Source organism: Pectobacterium parvum (assembly GCF_020971565.1).
In the GTDB taxonomy this organism is placed as follows: Bacteria; Pseudomonadota; Gammaproteobacteria; order Enterobacterales; family Enterobacteriaceae; genus Pectobacterium; species Pectobacterium polare.
In genome coordinates this window covers 371,286-393,771 of record NZ_CP087392.1, presented here as the reverse complement: position 1 = coordinate 393,771, position 22,486 = coordinate 371,286, and the positions used below count along the sequence as shown (strand labels likewise).

17 protein-coding genes and 1 pseudogene are annotated in these 22,486 nt (G+C 52.3%); 7 read left to right on the top strand and 11 right to left on the bottom strand.

Annotated elements, in window-relative coordinates:
- Positions 1-247 precede the first annotated feature (247 nt).
- Positions 248-1,075: a dienelactone hydrolase family protein gene (locus LOZ86_RS01745; RefSeq protein ID WP_039483007.1), complete on the top strand. Its 828-nt coding sequence runs from the start codon at positions 248-250 to the stop codon at positions 1,073-1,075.
- A 102-nt stretch (positions 1,076-1,177) separates the two neighbouring features.
- Here LOZ86_RS01745 and LOZ86_RS01740 read toward each other — a convergent pair whose 3' ends face one another.
- The 3 genes from LOZ86_RS01740 to metE all read right to left on the bottom strand — a co-directional run bounded on the left by LOZ86_RS01740 (position 1,178) and on the right by metE (position 7,926).
- Positions 1,178-2,839 carry a methyl-accepting chemotaxis protein gene (locus LOZ86_RS01740; protein ID WP_039483010.1) on the bottom strand — a complete coding sequence of 554 codons (1,662 nt, stop codon included), beginning with the start codon at positions 2,837-2,839 and terminating at the stop codon, positions 1,178-1,180.
- 681 nt (positions 2,840-3,520) lie between these two features.
- Complete coding sequence (locus LOZ86_RS01735; protein WP_230242790.1) at positions 3,521-5,143, bottom strand: methyl-accepting chemotaxis protein; 1,623 nt, start codon at positions 5,141-5,143, stop codon at positions 3,521-3,523.
- Positions 5,144-5,661: 518 nt separating this feature from the next.
- Complete coding sequence (gene metE / locus LOZ86_RS01730; RefSeq protein ID WP_230242789.1) at positions 5,662-7,926, bottom strand: 5-methyltetrahydropteroyltriglutamate--homocysteine S-methyltransferase; 2,265 nt, start codon at positions 7,924-7,926, stop codon at positions 5,662-5,664.
- A 104-nt stretch (positions 7,927-8,030) separates the two neighbouring features.
- Here metE and metR point away from each other — a divergent pair, with 104 nt between their 5' ends.
- Positions 8,031-8,966 (top strand): HTH-type transcriptional regulator MetR, encoded by a 936-nt coding sequence (gene metR / locus LOZ86_RS01725; RefSeq protein ID WP_039483019.1) that lies wholly within the window; start codon positions 8,031-8,033, stop codon positions 8,964-8,966.
- On the opposite strand, the gene LOZ86_RS01720 is transcribed toward metR, so the two are convergent.
- The 6 genes and pseudogenes from LOZ86_RS01720 to LOZ86_RS01695 all read right to left on the bottom strand — a co-directional run bounded on the left by LOZ86_RS01720 (position 8,872) and on the right by LOZ86_RS01695 (position 14,207).
- Positions 8,872-9,771 (bottom strand): carboxylate/amino acid/amine transporter, encoded by a 900-nt coding sequence (locus LOZ86_RS01720; RefSeq protein WP_039483022.1) that lies wholly within the window; start codon positions 9,769-9,771, stop codon positions 8,872-8,874. The genes metR and LOZ86_RS01720 overlap by 95 nt on opposite strands.
- Positions 9,772-10,017: 246 nt before the next feature.
- Positions 10,018-10,503 (bottom strand): annotated as a pseudogene (pagP, locus tag LOZ86_RS01715) (lipid IV(A) palmitoyltransferase PagP); the annotation flags it as partial.
- Positions 10,504-10,978: 475 nt separating this feature from the next.
- The gene (gene cysE, locus LOZ86_RS01710; RefSeq protein WP_039483029.1) at positions 10,979-11,800 is read right to left on the bottom strand and encodes a serine O-acetyltransferase; all 822 of its coding nucleotides are present in this window, start codon (positions 11,798-11,800) and stop codon (positions 10,979-10,981) included.
- 266 nt (positions 11,801-12,066) lie between these two features.
- Positions 12,067-13,086 carry an NAD(P)H-dependent glycerol-3-phosphate dehydrogenase gene (gene gpsA, locus LOZ86_RS01705; protein ID WP_230242788.1) on the bottom strand — a complete coding sequence of 340 codons (1,020 nt, stop codon included), beginning with the start codon at positions 13,084-13,086 and terminating at the stop codon, positions 12,067-12,069.
- On the bottom strand, positions 13,086-13,556 hold the full coding sequence (secB, locus tag LOZ86_RS01700) for a protein-export chaperone SecB (protein ID WP_010283737.1): 471 nt from the start codon (positions 13,554-13,556) through the stop codon (positions 13,086-13,088). Before secB ends, gpsA begins: the two co-directional genes overlap by 1 nt.
- 219 nt (positions 13,557-13,775) lie before the next feature.
- Positions 13,776-14,207, bottom strand: a complete 432-nt coding sequence (locus LOZ86_RS01695; RefSeq protein WP_010300789.1) for a rhodanese-like domain-containing protein — start codon at positions 14,205-14,207, stop codon at positions 13,776-13,778.
- Between the two features lie 245 nt (positions 14,208-14,452).
- On the opposite strand from LOZ86_RS01695, the gene envC reads away from it, so the two are divergent.
- Positions 14,453-15,754, top strand: a complete 1,302-nt coding sequence (envC, locus tag LOZ86_RS01690; protein WP_165707396.1) for a murein hydrolase activator EnvC — start codon at positions 14,453-14,455, stop codon at positions 15,752-15,754.
- Between the two features lie 2 nt (positions 15,755-15,756).
- The gene (locus tag LOZ86_RS01685) at positions 15,757-16,704 is read left to right on the top strand and encodes a divergent polysaccharide deacetylase family protein (protein ID WP_165707395.1); all 948 of its coding nucleotides are present in this window, start codon (positions 15,757-15,759) and stop codon (positions 16,702-16,704) included.
- A 175-nt stretch (positions 16,705-16,879) separates the two neighbouring features.
- Here LOZ86_RS01685 and tdh read toward each other — a convergent pair whose 3' ends face one another.
- Both tdh and LOZ86_RS01675 read right to left on the bottom strand, forming a co-directional pair.
- Positions 16,880-17,905: an L-threonine 3-dehydrogenase gene (gene tdh / locus LOZ86_RS01680; RefSeq protein WP_230242787.1), complete on the bottom strand. Its 1,026-nt coding sequence runs from the start codon at positions 17,903-17,905 to the stop codon at positions 16,880-16,882.
- A gap of 10 nt (positions 17,906-17,915) precedes the next feature.
- Positions 17,916-19,112, bottom strand: coding sequence for a glycine C-acetyltransferase (locus LOZ86_RS01675; RefSeq protein WP_039483051.1), 1,197 nt, complete (start codon positions 19,110-19,112; stop codon positions 17,916-17,918).
- A 242-nt stretch (positions 19,113-19,354) separates the two neighbouring features.
- Between LOZ86_RS01675 and rfaD the strand changes: the two genes are divergently transcribed.
- From rfaD to rfaC, 3 genes are read left to right on the top strand one after another with little or no spacing between them, the layout of a single operon-like run.
- Positions 19,355-20,287, top strand: a complete 933-nt coding sequence (rfaD, locus tag LOZ86_RS01670) for an ADP-glyceromanno-heptose 6-epimerase (RefSeq protein ID WP_039483054.1) — start codon at positions 19,355-19,357, stop codon at positions 20,285-20,287.
- A 23-nt stretch (positions 20,288-20,310) separates the two neighbouring features.
- Complete coding sequence (gene rfaF, locus LOZ86_RS01665; protein ID WP_039483057.1) at positions 20,311-21,414, top strand: ADP-heptose--LPS heptosyltransferase RfaF; 1,104 nt, start codon at positions 20,311-20,313, stop codon at positions 21,412-21,414.
- Positions 21,411-22,382, top strand: coding sequence for a lipopolysaccharide heptosyltransferase RfaC (rfaC, locus tag LOZ86_RS01660; protein ID WP_165707393.1), 972 nt, complete (start codon positions 21,411-21,413; stop codon positions 22,380-22,382). Before rfaF ends, rfaC begins: the two co-directional genes overlap by 4 nt.
- Positions 22,383-22,486: the final 104 nt, after the last annotated feature.

Below are 22,486 nucleotides of genomic sequence, written 5' to 3'. Positions count from 1 at the left end.
TCAATAAAAAGACTCTAGCGCATCATTACGTTTTTTTAAGTGACGATAGTCACCGATGAAAAAGAAACAAACATCAACATACATAAAAAATGTGACTTAAATCACTATTTATTGGGTGGGGAATTCATTTTTGCCGATTAATTGTCTTCTAGTGTAGATTCTTTAATCATTGATAGTATTTATCATAGCGATTTCGAAACCCCTCTTTCACATGAAAACCGGCTGGCCGATAACAGGAGAGCGCGTAATGAAGACTGATGAACAGACGACCTTCAAACATCTTCCACAGGGGCTAACCCCAGCAGTAGAACCGCAGACCGCCTCCATCATTACCACGGATTCTGTCGGTATCATTGCCAGCGAAACCACCATTCCTTCTCAGGGTGAGCAGCTACCCGCGTATATCGCCAGACCAGCAAACCACGACGGGCCGCTCCCTATCGTTTTGGTGGTGCAGGAGATTTTCGGCGTTCATCAACACATTCAGGATGTTTGCCGCAGGCTAGCCAAGCAGGGCTACATGGCCATTGCGCCAGAGCTGTATTTTCGTCAGGGCGACCCTAGCCAATATGACAATATTCAGGGAATCCTGACCGAGCTGGTTTATAAAGTTCCAGATTCTCAGGTGCTGTCCGACCTTGATCACACAGCCAACTGGGCGATTAAACAGGGCGGTGACACGAGTAAGCTGGCGATAACGGGTTTCTGTTGGGGCGGACGCATCACCTGGTTGTACGCGGCACACAACCCACAGCTCAAGGCAGCCGTTGCCTGGTACGGCAAGTGTACAGGTGAGAAAACGCTGAATAGCCCTAAACATCCGGTCGATATCGCAACGGAATTAGAAGCCCCAGTACTGGGGTTGTACGGTGCGAAAGACGAAGGGATTCCGTTAGGACAGGTCGATACCATGCGGCAGGCGCTGCGTGCGGCCAACGCGGCGGCAGACATCATCGTCTATCCCGATGCCGGGCATGCTTTCCATGCCGATTACCGCCCCAGCTATCATGAAGAATCCGCACGCGACGGCTGGCAGCGTATGTTGGCATGGTTCCAGAAAAACGGCGTGGCGTAACACTTTCACTCGTTTTACGTCTTATTCCACGATCTAAAACGCCACCGAACAACGGGGGCGTTGGGATTTTACCTTTTGACGGTTTTACAGAGACAGACTGCCTTAGAACGTCGTCCAGTCGCCGTCATTGCCCTTATTTTTCGCCGCTGCTGGCGCTAAAGACAGCGTTGGCGTACGCGTTGGTGCCGATGCATAAGAAGCGGTTTTGCCGTTGCCATACGACTGCAACTTAAACGCGCTTACCGCTTCCGCGAGCACAGAGGCCTGTGATTGCAGAGACAGTGCCGCAGAGGCCGACTCTTCAACCAGAGCCGCATTCTGCTGGGTCGTGGTATCAATCTGCCCCACAGCCAGATTCATCTGGTTAATCCCATCGCTCTGTTCACGGCTGGCCTGGGAGATTTCGCTGATGATCTCATTCACATCCCGCACATAGCCCGTTAATCCGCTCATCGTTTCTTCAGCGGTATCCACCAGCGACATGCCTTCCTGAATTTTGCTCACAGAGTCGTCGATCAAATCCTTGATCTCACGCGCAGCGGTCGCACTGCGCTGTGCCAGAGAACGCACTTCCCCTGCTACCACCGCAAAACCACGCCCTTGCTCGCCCGCACGTGCCGCTTCAACCGCAGCGTTCAGCGCCAGAATATTGGTCTGGAACGCAATGCCGTCAATCACGCCAATGATTTCCGCCATACGCTGGGATGAATCACGAATGCCGCGCATTTTCTGCGTCACGGAAACCATAACCTCGCCGCTTTGCTTCGCCGCACCAGAGGCTTTATTCGCAATGTCTGTTGCCTGCTGGGTGTTTTCCGCCGTGTTCTTGATGGTAGACGTCAGCTGCTCCATCGATGCCGCCGTTTCTTCCAGCGAGCTGGCCTGCTCTTCGGTGCGCGATGATAAATCCTGATTACCCGCGGCGATTTGCGAGGCCGCCGTCGAGATCGTTTCCGCCCCGTCACGTACCTGCCCGACAATCGTGCTCAGGCTGGTGTTCATGTGATCCAACGATTGCAGCAGCAATCCAGTTTCATCTTTGCTGGTAACAGTGATACGTGAGGTCAGGTCACCCTGTGCCACTCTGTCTGCCACTTGCAAAGCCTGCTGTATCGGTCGGGTTACGCTACGCGTAATTGACCAGGCAATCAGCGCACCAAGCACAGCACTCAACGCTAAAATGAGCAGTAAAATAATGCGGGTCTCGCTGTACACCTCAGCCATGGCTTCAATGGAGGTATCCATCGCATCATCCTGATAGTTAACCAATTGTCTTACCGCATCACGGTACTGACGTTGGACAACATTCAGGTTGTTGTTGAACTCCTCAATCGCCGCTTCTCGATTGCCAGCCACCACTTCGCTGATAATTTTGTCACCGGATTTCAAAAATTCGGTACGGATCGCACGGATAGCACGCAGCTGAGAGATTGAACGCTCTTCAACAGTGTGGCTTTCCAGCTTATCCAGCAGGCGGCCAATTTCCTGGCGGAATTCATTTACACGATCGACGTTTTCCTTAATTTTATCCTCACCTGAAACCAGCATCAGCCGCTGATAGGCCACCAAAATACTGTTTACATTATCGATAAGACTATTTGAATCAACCGTTTGTGGATAAACCTCTTTCACAATGCCTCTGGCCCCATCCTGGAAACCGGATAGCTTGGACAGGGAAAAAACGCTCACGACAAACAACATCAAAATCAGGACGGCAAACCCAGCTCCCAGTCGATAGCCGATACGCCAATTCGCTAAATTCATGTCTCACTCCTTTTAGGTAATGCATAGCAATGTCAATTGCGCACATGTCGCAGATTGATGGAACCACAGGGCGGAGAATGGTTGGCGATCCGAAGGCGAACAGACCTTCTAACGCGCCAGAGATACCTTAAGGCAGGCATTTTTACGCACGCTCTCAGCATGAGAGGCGCTATCAAGTCGTTTCCCTCAGGTGTTGAGGTGCAAAAGTGGAAATAAATCTAACAATGCTACAAATACAACGGATAAGACCGCAGAGACGTTATTGAGGTGATAATAATGGCCTTCCCTCTCCGAACTCATGCAGACATGGCCGCTCCTGTGTTATCCATCTTATCGGCACACCGCCCATGATCTTTATCATTTGATCGTTTAAATCATTTAAAAGTAAATAATAAATAGCCAATGACTATCAAATAGTTAATTTCGATCGGGAAAAATACATATTACTCTACGAGCTATTAACAGAAATAACGCGCCAATTACATAAAATGATAGTCAAATATATTTGATATTAAAAACAAAGAGGTGGGAATATTTCTTAGTAAAGGATAACAAACTGAATAAGAAGAGTAAAAAACGCATTTACGCTATATAGCACATGAAAAGAATCAGGGAGGCTGTCGCCTCCCTGTGGCAATAGATGCTACGTTACAACGCCGTCAAACGATGGCAGTAAATTTACTATTTTCTTGCCAACGCCAGAGACAGAGCAGGTGTGCTCATCGACATCGGCGCATAAGACCCAGCGTGACTACTGTACGACTGTATTTTAAACGCGCTCACCGCTTCCGCCAGAACGGAAGCCTGTGATTGCAGAGACAGCGCCGCAGAGGCCGATTCTTCAACCAGAGCCGCATTCTGCTGGGTCGTGGTATCAATCTGTCCAATCGCCAGATTCATCTGGTTAATCCCGTCGCTCTGTTCACGACTGGCCTGCGAAATCTCGCTGATAATGTCGTGTACGTCCTTCACGTGGGCCGTTAATCCGCTCATCGTTTCTTCAGCGGTATCAACAAGCTCCATGCCTTCACGGATTTTGCTTACAGAGTCGTCGATCAAATCCTTAATCTCCCGCGCGGCGGTCGCACTGCGCTGTGCCAGTGAACGCACTTCCCCTGCTACTACGGCAAAACCACGCCCTTGTTCACCCGCACGCGCGGCTTCAACAGCGGCGTTCAGCGCCAGAATATTGGTCTGGAAAGCGATGCCGTCGATCACACCGATGATTTCCGCCATACGCTGGGATGAATCACGAATGCCGCGCATTTTTTGCGTCACGGAAAGCATGACATCACCGCTTTGTTTCGCCGCACCGGTTGCCTTATTGGCAATTTCCGTCGCCTGTTGGGTGTTTTCCGCAGTGTTTTTAATGGTGGATGCCAGTTGCTCCATTGAGGCAGCGGTTTCTTCCAGCGAGCTGGCCTGCTCTTCGGTACGCGATGACAGATCCTGGTTACCGGCCGTAATTTGTGACGCCGCCGTCGAGATCGTTTCCGCGCCATCACGCACCTGGCCGACAATCGAGCTCAGGCTGGTATTCATGCGATCCAACGATTGCAGCAGCAATCCGGTTTCATCCTTGCTGATCACCGTGATGTGTGAAGTCAGATCGCCCTGTGCCACTCTGTCTGCGACTTGCAAAGCCTGCTCTATTGGGCGGGTTACGCTGCGCGTGATCGCCCAGGCAATCAGCGCCCCAAATACGGCACCCAGCGCCAAAATAATCAGCAAAATCATGCGAGTATTGTTGTATACGGCAGCCATGGTCTCGACAGAGTTATCCATCGCATCATTTTGGTAATTCACCAGCTGCTTCACCGAGTCACGGTAATTGCGCTGAATCACGTTCAGGGTGTTATTGAATTCCGAGACAGCGACGTCGTTATTACCCGCCAGCGCATCACTAATAATTTTATCGCCAGACTTGATGAACTCGGCACGAAACCCACGAACAACCGCCACCTGCTTGCGGGCAAGCTCGCCTGAGGCATTGTTTTCCAGATTGTCGAGCAGACGGCTAATTTCCTTGCGGTACGCCATAATCCGATCGACATATCCCTGACGCTGTTCCTGACCGGATACCAGCAGCATCTGTAAATAAGCGACAAAATGCCCATTCACGTTATCGATGAGATCATTAGCATCTACCGTTTGCGGATAAACCTCTTTGACGATATCTCTGGCACCATCCTGAAAGGATGACAATTTAGACAAAGAAAAAATACTCACGGTAAATAGCATCAGAATCAAGATGGCAAACCCGCCTCCTAATCGATAGCCAATTCGCCAATTCGCTAAACTCATGTCTCACTCCTTTTAGGTAATACATAATAATGACTACTGCTCGTCTAATAACGCCGCAGAGTGGGGAATTATCGTTTTTTTCGGGAAAATAAATATGCTTTATGGGTGTATATTAATACCCATAAATGAGTAATTGCAGGTGCACTTTCAACATAAGTAAAACGTTAAAAAATACAAACAACCTCACTCTATTGGTACATCCAGAGCTGCCTCCATGCCGTCTACCTTATCGGCACAATATTCCCTAGCTTTATGACGACATCGATTAACCCCACCGAACAATAAATATATTGATAGCGGATAAATAATCCTTTTCGAGAAACAACCTACCAGTCGATGCAGAAAAACAAGGGGGATAGCGCGGCGATTTTATTAAAGGAAAGACAATATAGTTAATTTTCGGAAAGGAAGAAGATTTGTAGGGCAGAAATAATAAACAGTCGGAAGGTTGGGGAAATAGTGCGTATTTTATAGGTGTAAAAAATCAGGGAGGCCATAGCCTCCCTGATGTCTAACGATTACTGGGTTTCACGCAGACGTTGTGCTGCCTGAACCATATTCGCCAGAGCCTGACGCGTTTCAGGCCAGCCACGGGTTTTCAGACCGCAATCTGGGTTCACCCACAGGCGTTCAGCGGGGATACGCTGCGCCGCTTTCTTCAGCAGAGCTTCCATCCATTCCACGCTCGGTACGTTCGGGGAGTGGATATCATAAACGCCCGGGCCGATTTCATTCGGGTATTCGAACTCTTCAAACGACTCCAGCAATTCCATATCGGAGCGCGAGGTTTCAATCGTAATCACGTCGGCATCCAGCGCAGCGATGGAATCCATGATGTCGTTGAACTCGCAATAACACATGTGGGTATGGATTTGCGTATCATCTTTCGCCACCGCAGCGTTCAGACGGAAGGCATCCACCGCCCAGGCCAGATAAGCATCCCAGTCAGAGCGATGCAGCGGCAAACCTTCACGCAGCGCCGGTTCGTCAATCTGGATGATACCAATGCCTGCGGCTTCCAAATCTGCCACTTCATCACGCAGCGCCAGTGCAATCTGCTTAGCGATGGTTTCACGCGTGACGTCTTCACGTGGGAAAGACCAGCACAGGATCGTCACCGGACCTGTCAGCATGCCTTTCATCGGCTTGTCGGTCAGAGACTGTGCGTATTTCGCCCACTCAACGGTAATCGCCTCTGGACGGCTCACATCTCCAATGATGACTGGCGGTTTCACACAGCGAGAACCGTAGCTCTGCACCCAGCCGTTCTGGGTAAAGACGAACCCCTCCAGATGCTCACCGAAGTATTCCACCATGTCGTTACGCTCGGCTTCACCGTGCACCAGTACGTCCAGCCCCAGACGCTCTTGCTCAGCCACGGCCTGCTTGATGTGCTCGGAAATGCCGGTGCGATAGTTATTGCCATCCAGACGACCCTGTTTGAAGTCCAGACGCAGGCCACGAATTTCGGTGGTTTGCGGGAAAGAACCAATCGTAGTCGTCGGCCATGCTGGCAGATTAAAGCGATCGCGCTGGGCATCAGCACGAACCGAATACACGTTCTGACGCTGGCTGTCCTGCGCGGTAATTGCCGCCAGACGCTGTGTAACAGCCGCGTTATTCACACGCGGCGAGGTACGACGAGCGCGAATTGGCGCGCTGTAGGCTTCCAGTGCCTGACCATTTCCACTGTTCAGTGCCTGAGACAGCAGTGACAGCTCCGCACATTTCTGAATGGCAAAGGCAAACCAGCTCTTCACTTCATCATCCAGACGTACTTCCACGCTCAGATCGATAGGGCTATGCAGCAGTGAACATGAGCTGCCCAGCCACAGATCGCGCGTCCCCACTAGCGGTTGTAAGCGCTCGAACCAGCTGCTTAGGTCTGCACGCCATACGTTACGACCGTTAATCACACCCAGAGACAGGACCCAGTTAGCAGGCAGTTGGGCGCTCAACGTCGCGGCATCATCCTTACCGTGAACCAGATCGATATGCAGCCCCTGAACCGGCAGCGTTTTGATCGTTTCCAGATTCTGGCTAATGCTATCGAAGTAGGTCGTCAGCAGCAGTTTCACCTGACCTTGCAGTGCATCGTAAGCGGGTTTAAATGCGGTCAGCCATTCTTGCGGCAGTTCCAGCGCCAGTGCAGGTTCATCAATCTGCACCCACTCAATGCCGCGCTTCGCCAGCTCAGCCAGCACCTGCTGGTAAACTGGCAGAATGTCCTGCAGCAGAGACAGACGATCAAACTGCTCACCTTTCACTTTGCCCAGCCACAGGTAGGTCACCGGACCTAACAGGACAGGTTTCACGTTATGGCCCAGCGCCTGTGCTTCATCGACTTCATCCAGCAGCTGTGTCCAGGTCAGTTTGAACTGCTGCCCTTTGGTGAATTCCGGCACCATATAGTGATAGTTAGTGTTAAACCACTTGGTCATTTCTGCCGCAGCAGCAGGTTGACCGGTTGGCGCACGTCCACGGCCAATGCGGAACAGCGTATCCAGATCGACCGAGCCGTCTTCATTCTGATGGCGTGCTGGTACGTTACCCAGCAACAGACTCGTGGTCAGCACATGGTCGTACCAAGCGAAATCACCCACTGGCAGCAGATCAACGCCAGCATCCTTCTGTTGTTGCCAATGACGCGCACGTAGCTCGCGGCCAACGGTCAGCAACGCTTCCTTTGTTGCATTACCTGCCCAGTAGCTTTCCTGCGCTTTTTTCAGTTCACGGCGTAATCCAACGCGCGGAAAACCCAGTGTGTGATTCACAATCGCCATCGTTAATTCCTCATTTAGCCGTCCAGATGTTTACACATCCATAATCCGCAGGTACTGTAGTAATCACAAGCGCAATTTATTCACTGTCACTGTGAAGGACTCTCATGATCGAATTTAAACACCTGCGAACGCTGCAAGCACTGCGCAATACTGGATCGTTAGCCGCCGCTGCCGCTGCACTTCACCAAACCCAATCGGCGTTATCCCACCAGTTCAGCGATCTGGAACAGCGCCTTGGGTTCAGGCTATTCGTGCGTAAAAGCCAGCCGCTGCGCTTTACGCCTCAGGGAGAAATTCTGTTGCAGTTGGCAGAGCAGGTGTTACCGCAAATCCAGCAGGCGTTGCAGTCATGCCATGAGCCGCACCAAACCACGCTGCGTCTGGCTATTGAGTGTCATAGCTGTATTCAGTGGCTGACGCCTGCGCTAGACGAGTTCCACCAGCACTGGCCGCAGGTTGCGATGGACTTTAAATCGGGCGTGACGTTCGATCCTCAGCCCGCGCTCCAGCAAGGCGAACTGGATCTGGTCATGACCTCCGACATCATGCCGCGCAGCGGTCTGCACTATTCGCCTCTGTTTGATTTTGAAGTCAGGTTGGTGCTGGCTCCCGACCATCCGCTGGCGGGAAAAGAGAAAATCGAACCGGAGGATTTCACCGCCGAGACCTTGATGATCTATCCGGTACAGCGGCAACGGCTGGACGTCTGGCGTCACTTTTTACAACCGGCAGGCGTCAGTCCTACGCTGAAAAGCGTGGACAATACGCTGCTGTTGATTCAGATGGTCGCCGCCCGTATGGGCATCGCCGCGCTACCGCACTGGGTGGTGGAAAGCTTCGAGCGTCAGGGGCTGATTGTGACTAAATCGCTGGGTGACGGGCTGTGGAGCCGGTTGTACGCCGCCGTCCGTGACGGAGAGCAGCGCCAACCGGTGATTGATGCGTTTATTCGTTCGGCGCGTCAGCACGCTTGTGAGCACTTACCGTTTGTAAAGGACGCTTCACGACCCAACGCTGGTGTACCCACAGTGAGGACGTAATAATTATCGTCCCCACGATAAAGCTCAGCCAGTCTGGCGTTTTATGCCAGATAGCGAAGTTAACCAAGAGTCCGGCCGGCACGTGAAAGTTGTTCATTATGCTAAGCGTTCCGGCATCGACCTGAGTTGCGCCGTAGTTCCACATAAAATAACCCAGGCCAGAAGCGCCAATCCCCAACCAGGCCAGCACGCCCCATTGCAAGGTTGTAGTGGGTAATTTATCCAGATTACCGAAGAGCAGCCACGCAACTATCGTCACAATCGCCGCCCCCAGATAAAACCAGGAAAACGCGCAATGCTGCGGCACAGGATGGAGCTCCATCAGGCGCTTATAACCCACCTGACCCGCGGCAAAACACACATTCGCCGCCTGAACCAGCAAGAATCCCCACCAGAAATGTTCACTCACGCCGTGATAGTGGATCACAGCCGCTCCGAATACCGCCAGCAAAGCGCTCATCACGTAGCCCCAGCGCAGGCGCTGTCGGGCAAGCAGATCGTAAATCAGCGTCACGTACAGCGGCGTCATCACCGTGAAGAGTAAGAACTCAGGTACGGTCAGGTACAGGTAAGCCTGGAATACGAACAGGTACATGATACCCAGTTGGCAAGCACCCACTAACATGTACAAGAAAATGACGCGCGGCGTATAGCCCCGCAGGCGTAAGAACGGCAAAAACACCACGGCTGCGGCAGTCAGACGGAACATCGCAGAAAACCAGCTATCAACCTGACCCGCCAGATATTCGCCAATCAGGCTGAATGAAAATGCCCACAAAATAGTGGTGATAGTAAGTAATGGCACAACAACATCCGCTTAGGAAAAAGTATCGCCATTGTAACGGAGATGACTGAATGAATTTCAGTCAATGTGGTTTACATTGGATTAAAAAAAAGACAAACAAAAAATAAACTCAACAATCAAGAGACACTGCGTTAAATAACCTTTACCGAAATAGCATCTGTGCCGTTAAATATACTCTATTAATACTTATCGTTACCGAGAAAATAGAGCCTCTCTTTTGTAAAAAAAGAGGTGTATGCCTAAGAATTAAATCTGCCATCTGAACCAGGCAAAGAAAACATTACCGTTATTGTACGTTCCAGGAATATACGTCGCCTGAAAAGACAGTTTGCTATAACTTATTGATGCCAGAGGCAACAATACAGGGACTGGGATATAGTTCCAATTGTCACGCATCGTTACGCCAGCCGTAAAACCCAGTCCCAGTTGAAAATCCTGATTGCTGGTTGGCCGCCAGCGCTTTTCATAACCATAGCCACCGATAGGTTCCCATTTATTAAATGAGTCTTTAAAAGCCATAATATAAAGCCCGTGCCAATCCCCATCCTTATCCAGGCGGGAAACGCCATAGCCCGCCCCCCACGGTTTTTCGTTATACCTATCCGTCTTTTCTTTATCGTATGTCCAGCGGTTATGCCAAGTGATCGCCGGGATATAAATATCGTGGCTCTGCGGCGAACTCCAAGTCATAGACAGGTTATTTTTACTTCTCTCCCACCAGCTTTCACTCTGTGAGTCCAACGCCGAATCACTGGAATCAACTGCGATGGGAGCGAAATTTACCGTACTGTGAATATTATTTTCCCCTACATTATTTATGCTTTCTGCCGCATAGCTCAAAAAAGGGACAACGGGTAGTGTAATCACACTCAACGTGATTAAAGTTCGCTTCAAATACATATAAGGTTCTCTGTAACTGCGTCACGATTCCATGCAAAAAAATGGCAATCCAGACAAAGCTATTCTTGGTCGTTATCAAAATATATAGTTCAACTTACGCAATCTGCCTATATAAACAGGAAACTAAAGCGGCCTATTATGAAGGGATAAAGAACAACTGTACTTAAATAGATAGTGGGTTCAGAGGTGCTTTCAGACGTTTCTTAGCCGAAATAACAAAAAACCACCTTATTTATCGGTGGTTTATATTCTGTCCGAGGCCCGATCCAAATAGATAGCAAGACGGCGAATCGCCTATGCCGTGGGATTAGATACCATCGCCATATTCGAAGCCGCGATTGACCCCATTGAAATACTGATCCATATCCATAGCAGGCTTATCGCTTTCTGGGCGACCGACGATACGAGCCGGAACACCTGCCGCCGTCGTATGTGGAGGCACCGATTGCAACACGACAGACCCAGCGCCAATTTTCGCGCCACAGCCAACCTCAATATTTCCCAGAATTTTCGCACCTGCACCAATCATCACGCCTTCGCGAATTTTAGGGTGACGATCGCCGCTCGTTTTACCCGTACCGCCCAGCGTCACGGATTGCAGAATGGAGACATCGTTTTCAACAACAGCGGTTTCGCCGATCACAATGCCCGTTGCATGATCGAGCATGATCCCGCAGCCGATTCTCGCCGCAGGGTGAATATCGACACCGAAAGAAACCGAGATCTGATTCTGAAAATAGACCGCCAGCGCTTTACGATCCTGCGACCAAAGCCAGTGACCAATGCGGTAAGCCTGTAATGCATGAAACCCTTTCAGGTAGAGCAGCGGCGTAGAATATTTATCCACTGCGGGGTCGCGCAGACAGACGGCCTGAATATCGCACGCAGCAGAAACGATCATTTGCGGATCGGCACGATAGGCTTCTTCCACCACCTCTCGAATGGCGATCGCAGGCATGATCGCGTTTGCCAGCTTGTTTGCCAGCATATAGCTCAGTGCGCTGCCCAAATTCTCGTGCTTTAGCAATGTGGCATGGAAAAAGCTGGCCAGCATTGGCTCACAGTCCGCGAGACTGCGCGCTTCTGCCTTGATATTGGTCCACACCAGTTCCAGTTCTTCTGTCGACATTGCCTTACTCTCCGAGATACCACACACCACAACGTATATCTGTTCTCAAACGGCAGGCTTATTAGCGCTACCGCTCGTATACAAGAAAATGAAGATACTATGAGCCTCCCAGATTAGGAAGCTCAGATATACTCGTCATACTTCAAGTTTCATGTACGTTGGCTGCGTTCACCCACCCGAATCACTTACCTAAGTAAGCTCATCGGGATTCCTTCCCTTGCCGCCTGCCTGAAACTCGAATTATTTAGAATATGGAACGACGTGTTTTATAACTTGGCGGTTTCGTCTTTACGCGTGCGCCCCAACAGGCTCAGCGCCGCCTCTCGGGCGTCTTTCCCACAATACAGCACCTGCCAAAGTTGCTCAGTAATCGGCATTTCAACGCCGTAGCGCTGCGCTAATGCCAGAACCTCTTTCGTATTGCGGTACCCTTCAACAACCTGACCAATGCTCTCCTGCGCGCTCTGTACATCCATTCCCTGCCCCAGCATCATGCCGAAGCGCCGGTTACGGGACTGATTATCAGTACAGGTCAGCACCAGATCGCCAAGCCCTGCCATCCCCATGAAGGTAGTGGGGTCTGCACCCAACGCCGCACCAAGCCGGGTCATTTCCGCCAGCCCGCGGGTGATCAACGCAGTACGTGCATTCGCACCAAATCCAATGCCGTCAGACATCCCGGCACCGATAGCAATGACGTTTTTCACCGCGCCGCCCAGCTGCACGCCGATAAAATCGGGGTTGCTGTAAACGCGGAAGCTCTTCCCACAGTGCAGCAATCGTTGCAGGTCGTCAGCAAATTCACTGTCTGTTGATGCCAGCGCAATCGCCGTCGGCATACCTGCCGCTAATTCTTTGGCAAATGTCGGGCCGGATACCACCGCAAGCGGGATGGTTTCGCCCAACGCTTCGCGTGCGACATCTTGCAACAAGCGTCCCGTTTCCGCTTCCAGCCCTTTGGTCGCCCACACGATACGTGCATCGGCACGCAAGTGAGGTTTCAATTGACGCAGGACATCACCGAACACATGGCTCGGCACAACGACTAGCACGTTTCTGCTGGCAGCAAGCGCCTGCGCAAGGTTGGTTTCCAACTGTAGCGAATCGGGGAAAGGCACATCCGGCAGGAATGCCTGATTACAGCGAGCAGCCTGTAACGCCTGAATGTGCACAGGGTTGTGACCCCATAGCACGACTCGTTGGCCATTACGCGCCAGCGTAATGGCCAACGCGGTGCCGTACGAACCGGCACCGATGACGGTCATTGAAGCGTCAGACGCGTTCATCAGGCATCCTGAGGCTGCGCAGCACCTTCACCTTCGGTCTGCTGCTGCAGGTAATTCATGAACAGCGCATCAAAGTTCACTGGCGCCAGATTCAATTGCGGGAAGGTACCGCGAGAAACCAGACTGGTGATGCACTCACGCGCGTAAGGGAACAGAATGTTCGGGCAATATGCACCCAGGCAGTGCGCCAGCTGAGTTCCTTCGATACCGCCAACGGTAAAGATACCACCTTGCTGAACTTCACACAGAAATGCAGTTTCTTCACCCAGAGAAGCCGTTACGGTCACACGCAGTACGACTTCATAGATGTCATCAGCCAGTTGGCTAGAGGCCGTATCCAGATCCAGTTTTACTTCCGGCTGCCATTCCTGCTGGAACACCTGAGGCGCATTCGGCGCTTCAAAAGAGATATCTTTGGTGTAGATACGCTGGATTTGGAAAGCCATTTCTGTGTTGTTTTGTTCAGACATGTTAAGTAATACCCTTTTGTTAGATTCTCTTGACGTCTTCCGTCGTCATAAGTGGGCGGACGTCAGCACATTTCTGTCATTGTCATACTGCAATCACTGTAGTTGCAATAACGGTAGTACTGCAATCAGCCTGTCGGTTATCCTGCAAAATCGCCGCCATTTTCGCTGTGTATGATTGATACACTTGGCACGATGCGGATAGTTTTACCACAAACTGTTTTATTTGCCGCGGACTAAAGGCAGATTCTCACCGCTCCAGCCAGCCAGACCGTCTTTCAGTACCTGCACACGCTCAAAACCAGCTTTATGCAAGTTCTCGGCCGCTTCGCGTGAAGAGAGGCCGTTGGCGCATACCACGATAATCGGTTGCGACTTATGTTTTTCAAGTTCACCTACGCTGCCGTTTTTAATGTCGTTCGGCAACAGGTTAAATGCGCTGGCAATATGGCCACGGCGATAGTCGTCACGGTTACGGATATCAACGACGACAGCATCTTCTTTATTAATCAGTCGGATCGCTTCACCGCGAACCACTTCTTTTACGTTCGACAGTTTACTCTTCACTGTAAGCACAATGACCGCAACCAACAGTGCAACCCAGGAAATGCTCAAAATAGGGTGCTTGCTAATGAATGGCATAATCTCTTGCATGGGGTGTAACGACTCCCGGATCAGTTAAGCAACAAAAATATAAGGTTCCTGAGTATACCTGCGCGATACGGCAATTACAGCCAGTAAGCCAATATAGCGTATCGAATCTGCGGCGAGCTTTCCATTTATCTATCTATTGATGCGCCCAGACGCCCGCCTTTGTGCCATGCTTGTCACGTCTGGAAATAGAAATCAGACAAGAGACAACTGGTAAGCCGCTGTTCATCGTGGAATAATTCACCGCTATGAGTAAAAACGCGTTATTTGTACAGAGTCGAGTGGCATGTAGCGCCGATCGCCATTTATCCGCATTACAAAGGCTACTCACCCGCTGCGTCAGCGCACTCTGCGTTGGCGTTTTGCTGTTGCCTGCGCTCAGCCAGGCTGAAGATAATCAGGCACAGCTTAAGACCCTGCAACAAGATATCGCCGCGAAAGAAAAAAGCGTTCAAGAACAACAAAAGCAGCGTGGTGCCTTAGTCCAGCAGTTGAAAAAGCAGGAGCAGTCCATCTCTCAGGCCAGTCGTCAACTGCATGAAACGCGCAATACGCTGTCTACGCTCAATAAAGAATTAATCAGCCTCAGCGCCTCTATCGCAAAACTGCAATCTCAGCAGGATAAGCAACAAACGCTACTTTCCCGTCAGCTTGATGCAGCCTTCCGGCAAGGTCAGCACAGCGCACTGCAATTAATGCTGAGTGGAGAAGAAAGCCAGCGCAACGAGCGCATCCTCGCCTACTTCGGCTACCTGAATGAAGCGCGGCAGAAATCTATCAATGAATTGCAGCAAACGCGCGTAGAGCTGGCTGACCAAAAACGTCAGTTGGAACAAAAACAGACGCAGCAAAAAACGCTGCTGAGCGACCAACAGCAGCAACAGCAGACGCTGGAGCAGGCACAGTCCGATCGGAAGAAAACGCTGTCGACGCTGGAAAGCTCGCTGGAAAAAGATCAGCAGCAGTTGACTGAACTGCGCCAGAATGAAACTCGGTTGCGCGATCAAATCGCCCGTGCTGAGCGAGAAGCGAAAGCCCGCGCTGAACGGGAAGCGCGTGAGGCCGCCAAGGTTCGCGCTAAAGAAGAACAGGCCAAACGCAGCGGCAGCAGCTACAAACCCACTGAAGGTGAACGTTCACTTATGGCCCGAACCGGCGGTTTAGGACGGCCTTCTGGTCAAGCCATCTGGCCGGTTAACGGCCGCATCGAGCACCGCTTCGGTGAACCGTTACAGGGCGAGTTACGCTGGAAGGGCATGGTGATTACCGCACCGGAAGGGACGGAAGTGAAGGCGATCGCCGACGGAACCGTACTAATGGCCGACTGGCTACAGGGCTACGGGTTGGTCGTTGTTGTGCAGCATGGTAAAGGCGATATGAGCCTGTACGGCTATAACCAGAGCGCCTTGGTTTCCGTTGGCGCTCAAGTCAAAGCCGGACAATCTATTGCGCTGGTCGGCACCAGCGGCGGGCAGAGCCAGCCTGGACTGTATTTTGAAATCCGTCGCCAGGGTCAGGCGGTCAATCCACAACCTTGGCTGGGAAGATAGTCTTGTCTTATTTAACCAAAACACCGCTATTGGCGTTGAGTCTGCTCGCCCTGTCTCCTTTGGCGCTGGCCGGAAAACTCTCCATCGTCATCGATGACTTCGGCTATCGCCCGCACAATGAGAACCAGATTCTGGCGATGCCAACAGCGATTTCCGTCGCGGTATTACCCAACGCGCCGTACGCCCGTGAAATGGCAACCAAGGCCCACCAGCAAGGGCGAGAAGTGCTGATCCATCTGCCGATGACACCGATGAGCAAGCAGCCGCTGGAGCGCGATACGTTACGCCCGGACATGAGCAGCGACGAAATTCAGCGCATTATTCGCCAATCAGTCAATAACGTGCCTTACGCCGTGGGGTTGAACAACCATATGGGCAGCGCGATGACCGCCAGCCTGCCCGGCATGCAAAAAGTCATGCAGGCGCTGAGCGCCTACCAGCTCTATTTCCTCGATAGCATGACCATTGGCAGCAGCCAATCGAGCCAGGCCGCGGCAGGAACGAACGTCAAAGTCATCAAACGCAAAGTCTTTCTGGATGATTCGCAAAACGAAGCCGAGATTCGCAAACAGTTTACCCGCGCGGTGCAAATCGCCCGCCGCAGCGGTTCCGCCATCGCTATCGGGCACCCACATCCTTCAACCATCCGCGTCTTACAGCAGATGTTGCCCACGTTGGATGCCGATATTGTCTTAGTCCGCCCCAGCCAGTTGCTGAATGAGCCGACGCGGCAGTATGAGCCTCAACCGCAGCAGCCAGTCAAACCGCGTAATCCGTTCCGCGGTATACAGCAATGTCAGGTCAAACAGCCGCCGGAACCGGTGAAGAACGATGTGTTCTTCAAGCTGGTGAGCAGCAGTATTCAGGAAAGCGCACCGGTGATGTTTATCAAGCACCGCTGGCAGACCTGGATTGAGCCAGCCGAGGCCGAAACGCACAAACAGCCATAATGTCAGGCGAGCGTTTCCCTTTGCCATCGCGCGCCACGGCAGGGTTATACTCTAAATAATTCGAGTTTCAGGAAGGCGGCAAGAGAAGGAATCCCGATGAGCTTACTCAGGTAAGTGATTCGGGTGAGTGAACGCAGCCAACGCACATGCAGCTCGAAGTATGACGAGTATATGCCTAATCCCAATTGAGAATAACCTTGCCCGACTGACCCGAGCGCATGGCATCAAAGCCTTTTTGAAACTCATCAATGTGAAAGCGGTGGGTGATAATCGGTGACAAATCCAATCCAGACTGAATCAGCGCCGACATTTTGTACCAGGTTTCGAACATTTCCCGTCCATAGATACCTTTGATAAACAGTCCTTTAAAAATCACGTCCCCCCAGTCAATCGACATCGGTTCATGCGGAATGCCCAGCATGGCGATGCGTCCACCGTGATTCATCGCTTTCAGCATGGCGCGAAAGGCTGATGGCGCGCCCGACATCTCCAGACCAATATCAAACCCCTCGGTCATGCCCAGATCTATCATCACGTCAGCCAGATTTTCCTGTGCCACATTGACGGCGCGCGTTGCCCCCATTTTACTGGCGAGATCCAGACGGTACGCATTCACATCGGTAATCACGACATTCCTTGCCCCCACGTGACGGCACACCGCCGCTGCCATCATGCCTATCGGCCCTGCTCCGGCAATCAAGACATCCTCTCCCACTAAATCGAAGGACAGTGCGGTGTGCACCGCGTTACCTAAGGGATCGAAAATGGCGGCCAGTTCGTCAGAAATATTGTCGGGAATGCGGAACGCGTTGTAGGCAGGAATCACCAGATACTCCGCGAACGAACCGGGACGGTTTACCCCGACGCCAATGGCATTGCGGCATAAATGACGCCGTCCGGCACGACAGTTGCGGCAGTAGCCGCAGGTAATATGCCCTTCGCCAGAGACACGATCGCCAATATGAAAACCGTTCACTTCCTGGCCGATAGCGACAATTTCACCCACGTACTCATGCCCGACGACCATCGGAACGGGAATGGTCTTCTGCGACCATTCATCCCAGTTATAGATATGCACATCTGTTCCGCAGATCGCGCTTTTGCGGATTTTAATCATGATGTCGTTATGCCCGAGCTCCGGCGTGGGCGAGTCCACCATCCAGATTCCCTCTTCCGGCCGCAGTTTTGCCAATGCTTTCATGATGGTTTCCTTAGATGATTACACCCAGACGTTTGCCCACGCGGATAAAAGCCTCAACGGCGAATTCGATTTGCTGCGGCGTATGGGCGGCTGACATTTGAGTACGAATACGCGCCTGACCGAGGGGGACAACGGGATAAAAAAAGCCTGCGACATAAACGCCTTCCCGCTGTAGCGCCTGCGCAAAGTCTTGTGCCAACTGCGCCTCCCCCAACATGACGGGAATAATGGCGTGATCGGCCCCCACCAGCGTGAACCCTGCGGCCGTCATCTTTTCACGGAATAGACGGGCATTTGCCCACAGACGTTCACGCCGCTCTCCACCCTGTTCCAGCAGATCCAGTACCCTGAGCGACGCGGTGACAATGGCTGGTGCGAGCGAGTTGGAAAAAAGATAGGGTCGAGAGCGTTGTCGCAGCCAGTCGATCACCTCATGCTTGCCCGCCGTATAGCCGCCCGACGCGCCCCCTAACGCCTTGCCTAACGTCCCAGTGATGATGTCGACGCGATTCATCACCCCGCAGCGTTCGTGCGTTCCACGCCCTTGTTCACCGACAAATCCCACCGCATGCGAATCATCCACCATCACTAACGCATCATAACGATCCGCCAGATCGCAAATCCCCTGCAAATCGGCAATCACACCATCCATCGAGAACACGCCGTCGGTGGCGATCATCACGTGTCTTGCCCCTTCCGCTCTGGCCAGTTGCAACTGTGCTTCCAACTGGCTCATATCGTTATTGGCATAGCGATAGCGTCGCGCCTTCGATAGCCGAATACCGTCGATGATCGAAGCATGATTGAGCACATCGGAAATAATGGCATCCTCCGGCCCCATCAGCGTTTCAAACAGCCCACCGTTGGCATCAAAACAGGAGGAATAAAGAATCGCGTCATCCATTCCCAGAAAATCCGCCAGCTTACGCTCCAGCTGTTTGTGGATATCCTGCGTTCCACAGATGAAGCGCACCGAAGCCATACCAAAACCGTGGCTGTCCAATCCGGCTTTTGCAGCGGCAATCAGCTCGGGGCTGTCCGCCAGACCAAGATAATTATTGGCACAGAAATTGAGCAGGCGGTCGCTGTCCATCACCTCGATTTCAGCCTGCTGCGCAGAGGTGATGATGCGTTCCTCCTTGAACACGCCCTCGGTACGTGCGGCCATGATTTGTGTAGTAAGTTGTTGATAAAACGCGGCAGGCATAGCGTCACTCTCCCATAAAAAGATCGCTTTATGGTTTTTAAGCTAGCGGATGTGGGCAGAAATGCGGGGTAAACAGTCTGAAAATGCTGGCTTCGTCACGACCTGAATCATCTTAAAAATGCCGGGGCAACACGGGATAAATTAAGCTCTGGCTGCTTGCGGTAAAATGAAATGCTATTATAGCGGTCATAAACAGTGTGGGGCGCGGTGCCTCACCAGCAAGATTAATAAAGGTCGCGCCCATGATTATCGTTACTGGCGGTGCCGGTTTTATCGGCAGCAATATCGTAAAATCTCTGAATGACATCGGCTATCGGGACATTCTGGTTGTCGATAACCTGAAAGACGGCACCAAGTTCGCCAATCTGGTCGATCTGGACATCGCAGATTACGTGGATAAAGAAGATTTCATCGCCAGCATCGTTGCAGGCGACGATCTGGGCGATATCGAAGCCGTATTCCATGAAGGCGCTTGCTCTTCCACCACCGAGTGGGATGGCAAATACATGATGGATAACAACTATCAGTATTCTAAAGACGTGCTGCACTATTGCCTCGATCGCAACATTCCGTTCCTGTATGCCTCGTCTGCCGCAACCTACGGCGGTCGTAACGATAACTTTATCGAAGCGCGCCAATACGAGCAGCCGCTGAACGTCTATGGCTACTCCAAGTTCCTGTTCGATCAGTACGTGCGTGAAATTCTCCCAGAAGCTGAATCGCAGATCTGCGGCTTCCGCTATTTCAACGTCTACGGACCACGCGAAGGCCACAAAGGCAGCATGGCGAGTGTCGCGTTCCATCTGAACAACCAGATTAACCAGGGTGAAAATCCGAAGCTGTTCTCCGGTAGCGAGAACTTCCAACGTGACTTTATCTACGTCGGTGATGTCGCCGCCGTCAACCTGTGGTTCTGGCAAAACGGTGTTTCCGGCATCTTCAACTGCGGTACCGGTCGCGCCGAATCCTTCCAGGCTGTTGCCGATGCCACCCTCGCCTTCCATCAGAAAGGCAGCGTGGAATACATCGAATTTCCTGAGAAACTGAAAGGCCGCTATCAGGCTTATACACAAGCCGACCTCACCAATTTGCGTGCCGCAGGCTATGACAAGCCGTTCAAAACCGTCGCCGAAGGCGTGGCGGAATATATGGCCTGGCTGAACCGTACCGTTTAATCGGATAAGGATTCATAAGCGGTATGAAAATTTTGGTCATCGGCCCTTCCTGGGTCGGCGATATGATGATGTCGCACAGCCTTTATCGCACGTTGAAGGCTGAACACCCGGAAGCGGTCATTGACGTGATGGCGCCAGCCTGGTGCCGTCCACTACTGGCACGGATGCCGGAAGTCAATCAGGCGTTATCCATGCCGCTCGGTCACGGCGTACTTGAGCTGGGCGAACGTCGCCGTCTTGGCGTATCGCTGCGCGATGCGGGCTATGACCGCGCTTACGTGCTGCCCAACTCCTTTAAATCCGCGCTAGTCCCTTTCTTTGCTAACATTCCGCAGCGTACAGGCTGGCGTGGCGAAATGCGTTACGGGCTGCTGAACGACGTACGCGTGCTGGATAAAACCGCATTTCCGCTGATGGTTCAGCGCTATACCGCGTTAGCCTACGATCGTAGCCGTATCCGCCGTGCTGAGGATCTGCCGCAGCCGTTACTGTGGCCGCAGTTGCAGGTCAATCAGGCCGAAATTGCGGACATGACGCAGGCGTTTAACCTCAGCGATGCGCGCCCCATCATCGGTTTTTGCCCCGGTGCCGAATTCGGCCCTGCCAAACGCTGGCCGCATTATCACTATGCGGCGCTGGCACAATCACTGATTGAACGCGGTTACCAGATAGCGTTGTTCGGCTCAGCCAATGACCGTTCGGCCTGTGACGACATCCTTCAAGGATTGACGGAAGACGCACGACAGCATTGCGCTAATCAGGCAGGGAAAACCTCGCTGGAACAGGCGGTGGTGCTCATTGCCGCCTGTCACGCTGTCGTCAGCAATGACTCTGGACTCATGCACGTTGCTGCGGCACTTCATCGTCCGCTGGTGGCACTTTACGGTCCAAGCAGCCCTGATTTTACCCCGCCGCTGTCCCATCAGGCCGAGGTGATTCGACTGATTACCGGCTATCACCGGGTGCGCAAAGGGGATGCTGAACAGGGCTATCACCAGAGTTTGATCGACATTCAGCCCGAGCGCGTGCTAAGCGCACTGGATAACCATCTCATTCCAAAAGAAAGTCTCACTCCAAGAGAAAGTCTCGTTCCAGGAGAAAGCCGGGTGCCGGGAGCAGATGCATGAGAGTGCTGATCGTGAAAACGTCGTCGATGGGCGATGTGCTGCACACCTTGCCAGCCTTAACCGACGCGATGCAGGCGATTCCCGGTGTCCAGTTCGATTGGGTGGTTGAAGAAGGCTTCGCACAAGTTCCCAGTTGGCACCCAGCGGTTTCCCGCGTCATTCCAGTCGCGATACGCCGCTGGCGCAAAAGCTGGTTCAGTGCCCCGATACGTCAGGAACGTGCAGAGTTCACCCGCCAGCTACGCCAGTACCGCTATGATGCGGTTATCGACGCACAAGGGCTGATTAAAAGTGCGCTGCTGGTTACGCGACTCGCCAACGGAAAAAAACACGGATTGGACTGCAAAAGCGCGCGCGAGCCGCTGGCAAGCTGGTTTTATAACTATCGCCACCCAATAAGCCGCCGACAACATGCCGTCGAGCGCGTACGGGAACTGTTTGCTGCCAGCCTGAACTATCGGAAACCCACCGAGCGTGGCGATTACGCGATTGCCTCGCGTTTTCTCTCCCAGTCGCCCGCAGACACCAACCACTATCTGGTGTTTCTCCACGCCACGACGCGTGATGAAAAACACTGGCCGGAAGCACACTGGCGTGAACTGATGGCCCTATTAGCACCGAGTGGACTACACATCAAACTCCCCTGGGGAGCGGAGCATGAGCACCAGCGCGCATTGCGGCTGGCGGAAGGCTTTCCGCACGTTGAAGTCTTACCACGCCTTACGCTGCAACAGGTTGCCGAGGTACTCGCAGGTGCCAGCGCGGTTGTCTCCGTCGATACCGGGCTTAGCCACCTGACGGCAGCGCTGGATCGTCCAAATATCACCCTATACGGACCAACAGACCCGGGGCTGATTGGCGGCTACGGGATGAATCAAGTGGTGGAAATGTCTGAAAGCCAGAAAATGGAGACTATTCCCGCTAGCCTCGTCCATCAGAAATTAGAGAAGCTGATATACACTAAATAATTCGAGTTTCAGGAAGGCGGCAAGAGAAGGAATCACGATGAGCTTACTCAGGTAAGTGATTCGGGTGAGTGAACGCAGCCAACGCACATGCAACTTGAAGTATG

Coding starts and splice junctions, on each gene's coding strand:
- LOZ86_RS01735 (WP_230242790.1), bottom strand. CDS start 5,143: ATGAGTTTAGCGAATTGGCGAATTGGCTATCGATTAGGAGGCGGGTTT.
- rfaC (WP_165707393.1), top strand. CDS start 21,411: ATGAGAGTGCTGATCGTGAAAACGTCGTCGATGGGCGATGTGCTGCAC.
- LOZ86_RS01675 (WP_039483051.1), bottom strand. CDS start 19,112: ATGCCTGCCGCGTTTTATCAACAACTTACTACACAAATCATGGCCGCA.
- LOZ86_RS01695 (WP_010300789.1), bottom strand. CDS start 14,207: ATGCAAGAGATTATGCCATTCATTAGCAAGCACCCTATTTTGAGCATT.
- tdh (WP_230242787.1), bottom strand. CDS start 17,905: ATGAAAGCATTGGCAAAACTGCGGCCGGAAGAGGGAATCTGGATGGTG.
- metR (WP_039483019.1), top strand. CDS start 8,031: ATGATCGAATTTAAACACCTGCGAACGCTGCAAGCACTGCGCAATACT.
- LOZ86_RS01745 (WP_039483007.1), top strand. CDS start 248: ATGAAGACTGATGAACAGACGACCTTCAAACATCTTCCACAGGGGCTA.
- LOZ86_RS01740 (WP_039483010.1), bottom strand. CDS start 2,839: ATGAATTTAGCGAATTGGCGTATCGGCTATCGACTGGGAGCTGGGTTT.
- secB (WP_010283737.1), bottom strand. CDS start 13,556: ATGTCTGAACAAAACAACACAGAAATGGCTTTCCAAATCCAGCGTATC.
- cysE (WP_039483029.1), bottom strand. CDS start 11,800: ATGTCGACAGAAGAACTGGAACTGGTGTGGACCAATATCAAGGCAGAA.
- rfaF (WP_039483057.1), top strand. CDS start 20,311: ATGAAAATTTTGGTCATCGGCCCTTCCTGGGTCGGCGATATGATGATG.
- gpsA (WP_230242788.1), bottom strand. CDS start 13,086: ATGAACGCGTCTGACGCTTCAATGACCGTCATCGGTGCCGGTTCGTAC.
- metE (WP_230242789.1), bottom strand. CDS start 7,926: ATGGCGATTGTGAATCACACACTGGGTTTTCCGCGCGTTGGATTACGC.
- rfaD (WP_039483054.1), top strand. CDS start 19,355: ATGATTATCGTTACTGGCGGTGCCGGTTTTATCGGCAGCAATATCGTA.
- envC (WP_165707396.1), top strand. CDS start 14,453: ATGAGTAAAAACGCGTTATTTGTACAGAGTCGAGTGGCATGTAGCGCC.